Source organism: Novimethylophilus sp. (assembly GCF_036504375.1).
In the GTDB taxonomy this organism is placed as follows: Bacteria; Pseudomonadota; Gammaproteobacteria; order Burkholderiales; family Methylophilaceae; genus Novimethylophilus.
This window is the reverse complement of the sequence record NZ_DASXVH010000053.1, coordinates 1-3473: the sequence shown is the minus strand read 5'-3', so window position 1 is coordinate 3473 and position 3473 is coordinate 1. Positions and strand designations below refer to the sequence as shown.

Sequence of the window (3473 nt, the reverse complement as noted above, 5' to 3'; positions counted from 1 at the left end):
GCAGGACCTGTTGTTTGCGATCGACATCGCCGAAGCGCTGCTCGCGCGCTTCGAAGATACCCAGTCCGGCGGATTTTTCTTTACCAGCCACGACCACGAGTCGCTTATTCAGCGCCCCAAGGCGCCGCACGACAATGCGATTCCCTCGGGCAACGGCATCGCGGCATTCGCATTGCAACGCCTGGGGCATCTGCTGGGCGCGGCGCGTTATCTGCAAGCGGCGGAGCGCACACTGCATGCCTTCAGCGGCGATATGACGGCCAATCCGGCGGCCTGCCCGAGCCTGCTTTGCGCATTGCAGGAATGGCTGGCCCCGCCTACGATCGTGATTCTGCGCGGAGAAAGCGCGCCTATGGCCGAATGGAAGCGATTGCTGGATTCCAGGCTGCTGCCATATTGCCTGATTATTGCAGTACCCGCAGGGGCTGGTTCCGGTTTTCCGATGCTGGATAAAATTTTTGAGGGGCCTGTCAACGCGTATGTTTGCCGTGGCGTTGAATGCTTACCGGCAATCAATAAATCGGATGAGTTGGTCTCGTTGATTTTGCGGTGAAACATGGTTATGATTGCCTGCTTTTATTTTTATGAAGCAACAGGTTTTTTTTGACATTTAAGGAGATCGCATGAAAGCGTTATTGATGATGGTTGCTGCCGGTTCTTTGCTGGTTGCGGCTCAAGCCGGTGCTGCCGACGGTGCTGAAGCCCTGGCCCAGAAGAGCGGCTGTCTGGCCTGCCACTCTGTGGACAAGAAGATCATTGGCCCGTCCTACAAGGATGTTGCCGCCAAGTACAAGGGCGACAAGACCGCTGAAGCCAAGCTGATCGAGAAGGTCAAGAAGGGTGGTTCCGGTGTTTGGGGTCCGATGCCGATGCCGGCCAACAGCCCGCAAGTCAAGGACGAAGATATCAAGACCCTGGTGCAATGGGTGCTGTCCCACTGATCCGGGTTTGATGTTCGATAAAAAGCCGGCTTGCGCCGGCTTTTTGTTGCCTGGAAACTATAGATGGGGGACGGGTTAAGGTGCTGCATCGGCCAGCTTGCTGTGATGCATGGAGTAGGCGAAGTAAACAATCAGTCCGATCACCAGCCAGATGATGAAGCGCAGCCATGTGATTCCGGGAAGAAATCCCATCAGGGCGCCGCAGGACAGCATGCCGAGGAGAGGGAACAGCGGGCTGAGCGGATTGCGGAAGGGGCGCTTCAAGCCCGGTTTGGTGATACGCAGGACAATCACCCCCAGGCACACCAGGACAAAGGCGGCCAGGGTTCCGATGTTCACCAGTTCCGCCAGCTCGCCGAGCGGGACCAGGCCGGCAATAGTTGCCATAATGACGCCGCACAGGACGATGACACGCACGGGTGTCTGCGTTTTCGCATTAACCTCGGCAAAGAACGGCGACAGCAGGCCGTCGCGCGACATCGCGAAAATGATGCGCGTGAGCGCATAGTAAAGCACCAGCATGACGGTAGTCAGGCCGGCGATGACCCCGGTGGAAACCAGCGCCGATGCCCAGTTGAACCCGATCAGTTGCAGCGCGTGCGCCACTGGCGAAGATACGTTGAGGTCGGTGTAGTGGGCCACGCCGGTGAGCAGCCCCGATACTACGATATAGATGACCGTGCAGATCGCCAGCGAGGATACCAGCCCGATCGGTACGTCGCGCTGGGGATTGGCTGCTTCTTCCGTCGCAGTCGATACCGCATCGAATCCTACATAAGCGAAAAACACCATGGACGCGCCAGCCAGGACGCCGGTGGTTTTACCGTCTGGCAGCGTCTGGAACCAGCCGTACGGCATGAACGGATGCCAGTTGGCCGGGTTGACATTGAATATCGCAATGCCAACGAAAATTGTGATCGTGATCAGTTTGACGAACACCATCGCATTGTTGGTGCGTGCGCTCTGCTTCACACCGATGATGAGCAGCCCCATCAGCAGCAGGATGATGACGCTTGCGGGCAGGTTGATGATGCCGCCCAGCGTTGGGGCCTTGGTGAGGGCTACCGGCAACGGGATGCCAATGGCGGTTAGCGCGTTGTTGAAGTAGCCGGACCAGCCATTCGCGACCGCCGCGACCGAAATACCGTATTCCAGCAACAAGTCCCAGCCGATGATCCACGCCAGCAGTTCGCCGAAGGCAGCATAGCTGTAACCGTAAGCGCTGCCGCAGCCGCCTACGGCCGAGGCCAGTTCCGCGTAGGCGAGAGCCGCGAAGGTACAGGCAAAGCCCGCGACGATAAAAGACAATACGACTGCCGGGCCTGATTGCGTGGCTGCGGCGATGCCGGTCAGCACGAAGATGCCGGTGCCGATGATCGCGCCGATACCGAGAAAAGTCAGATCCCACGCCGACAGGCAGCGTTTGAGCCCGCTGTGAATGAAGTCATCCGGCGTGATGTTCTTGGTGCGGAAAATTTGCATGGTCATGCTGGTCTCCTGAAGTTGCTACGAATTATGCATGAAGTCGCGCTATTGCGGGACAACCAGGAGCCCGCTGAGAGGCTCTAGGCCAGCCAGTCCCTGCCTGTCAGAAAATCGCTATAAAGCCTGGCCTCCGGCGAGCCTGCTTGCGGCCGCCAGTCATAGCGCCATTTGACGACGGGCGGCAGCGACATCAGGATGGATTCGGTGCGCCCCCCCGACTGCAGGCCAAACAATGTGCCGCGGTCGTAGACCAGGTTGAACTCCACGTAGCGCCCGCGCCGATAAGCCTGGAAGTCGCGTTCGCGCTCGGTGTAAGGCGTATGGATGCGGCGTTGCAGAATCGGCAGGTAGGCCTTGAGGAAATGGTCGCCCACGCTCTTGATCATCGCGAAGCTCTGCTCGAAGCCGGGTTCGTTGAAGTCGTCGAAGAAAATGCCGCCTACGCCGCGCGGCTCCTTGCGGTGCTTCAGGTAGAAGTATTCGTCGCACCAGGTTTTGAAGCGCGGGTGCAGCTCCGCGCCGAACGGCGCCAGCGCATCGCGGCAGGTGCGGTGGAAATGCTGCGCATCCTCTTCGAAGCCGTAATACGGCGTCAGGTCCATGCCGCCGCCGAACCACCACGTCGGCGCCTCGCCCACCTGGTGCGCCATGAAGCAGCGCAGGTTCATATGCACGGTGGGCGCATAAGGATTGCGCGGATGCAGTACCAGCGAAATTCCCGCCGCCTCGAAGCCGCGCCCGGCAAGTTCCGCGCGGTTGGCCGAAGCCGAGGGTGGCAGCCGGTCTCCGGTCACATGCGAAAAATTCACCCCGCCGCGCTCCAGCACGTTGCCTTCTTCCATCACGCAGCTGACGCCGCCACCACCTTCGGGGCGCTGCCAGGAGTCGTGCAGAAAGTTCCTGCTGTCCACGTGTTGCAGGCCGTCGACGATGCGTTCCTGCAGGTTGAGGAGGTATTCCTTGACGCTGTTGAAATCCATGCTTGCTCCGATCGGCTGTATCCAAATTTTAGCGCAGGCGGCCTCGCCTGCATTTCCGATTGCAGGC

General features: G+C 59.4%; 3 protein-coding genes and 1 pseudogene. 2 read left to right on the top strand and 2 right to left on the bottom strand.

Annotated elements, in window-relative coordinates:
* Positions 1 to 553: pseudogene (locus tag VGK14_RS08555) on the top strand (thioredoxin domain-containing protein); the annotation flags it as partial.
* Between the two features lie 70 nt (positions 554 to 623).
* Complete coding sequence (locus VGK14_RS08550) at positions 624 to 941, top strand: c-type cytochrome (protein WP_331508604.1); 318 nt, start codon at positions 624 to 626, stop codon at positions 939 to 941.
* A gap of 75 nt (positions 942 to 1016) precedes the next feature.
* Here the strand turns inward: VGK14_RS08550 and VGK14_RS08545 are convergent, their stop codons facing one another.
* Together VGK14_RS08545 and hemF are read right to left on the bottom strand one after the other, a co-directional pair.
* Positions 1017 to 2429 (bottom strand): amino acid permease, encoded by a 1413-nt coding sequence (locus tag VGK14_RS08545; protein WP_331508602.1) that lies wholly within the window; start codon positions 2427 to 2429, stop codon positions 1017 to 1019.
* A gap of 77 nt (positions 2430 to 2506) precedes the next feature.
* The gene (hemF, locus tag VGK14_RS08540; protein WP_331508601.1) at positions 2507 to 3406 is read right to left on the bottom strand and encodes an oxygen-dependent coproporphyrinogen oxidase; all 900 of its coding nucleotides are present in this window, start codon (positions 3404 to 3406) and stop codon (positions 2507 to 2509) included.
* Positions 3407 to 3473 lie beyond the last annotated feature (67 nt).